Origin of the sequence: Vibrio salilacus, assembly GCF_002811245.1 — a bacterium.
GTDB lineage: Bacteria > Pseudomonadota > Gammaproteobacteria > Enterobacterales > Vibrionaceae > Vibrio > Vibrio salilacus.
Window position 1 is genome coordinate 1 of the sequence record NZ_NIVQ01000088.1, and the last position, 1,095, is coordinate 1,095.

Here is a 1,095-nt window from a genome sequence, read left to right on the forward strand (position 1 = left end):
TAATACCAATTCCGTTAATTTTGTGATCTAATGTGATTTCTTAAAAGGAGTCCTTATGAAGCATGATTTTCCGAGTCTGATTAATTCCACATCCAATGCTCGACTTAGAATTCGTTATTTATCCGTTTCTCATTTTGTTGACGGTAAAAGCCGCACTCAAATAGCTAAGTACCTTAAAGTTAGCAGAGTAAGCGTCAATAAATGGGTCAAAGCATATCTCGACAATGGTCTTGAAGGACTTCAAGAGAAACCACATTCAGGTAGACCTCACCGCCTAACAGACGAGCAAAAGTCACAACTCAAAGAATATGTTATCGAACATGCCGTAAATGAGAATGGCGGTCGCCTTCAAGCGAGAGACATTGGGCGCTATATAGAAAGCAACTTCAATACATCCTATAAAAAGTCGGCGCTCTATCAGTTATTACATGACATAGGCTTGAGTTGGATTACTACTCGTTCCAAACATCCTAAGCAATCAGTTGAAGCTCAAGAGGCTTTTAAAAAAATTCCCAATCGAAACGATCCTTAAGATCCCTGGTCACATCCCCTTAAAAGATGTTCAAATATGGTTTCAAGACGAGGCTAGATTTGGTCAACGCAATACAACAACGCGAATATGGGCAGAGAAAGGTACGCGCCCTAGAGTAGTACAACAACAGCAATTTGAGTATGCATACCTTTTCGGAGCTGTATGTGTCACGACAGGAGAAGCTGAAGCTATAGTGGTTCCCCTGAGCAATATGGAAGCAATGAAAGAGCAACTCAGATTAATTTCTCAAGCCACACCAGTTGGCAAGCATGCAGTTGTGATCATGGATCAAGCGAGTTGGCACCAAAGCTACCTTGCAGATGAATTTGAGAACCTCACCATAATTCATATCCCACCTTATTCTCCCGAACTTAACCCTATAGAACAGGTATGGAGTTGGCTCCGTCAAAATGAAGTAGCAAACAGGTGCTTCGAAAACTATGACGATATCGTAGAGACATTATGTAGAGCGTGGAATAGGTTTTGTGAAGATAAAAGCAGAGTCATCTCACTCTGCTTTAGAGATTGGCTAAGACTGATAAGCTAATTAACGGAATTGGTAT

1 protein-coding gene is annotated in these 1,095 nt (G+C 40.9%); it reads left to right on the forward strand.

Annotated elements, in window-relative coordinates:
* The first annotated feature begins 55 nt into the window (after positions 1-55).
* Positions 56-1,079 (forward strand): IS630 family transposase gene (locus tag CDZ87_RS16910; protein WP_172953609.1). Its coding sequence is split into 2 segments (ribosomal slippage): positions 56-510 and positions 509-1,079, totalling 1,026 coding nucleotides; the frame shifts between segments, so codons are not numbered across the junction.
* Positions 1,080-1,095: the final 16 nt, after the last annotated feature.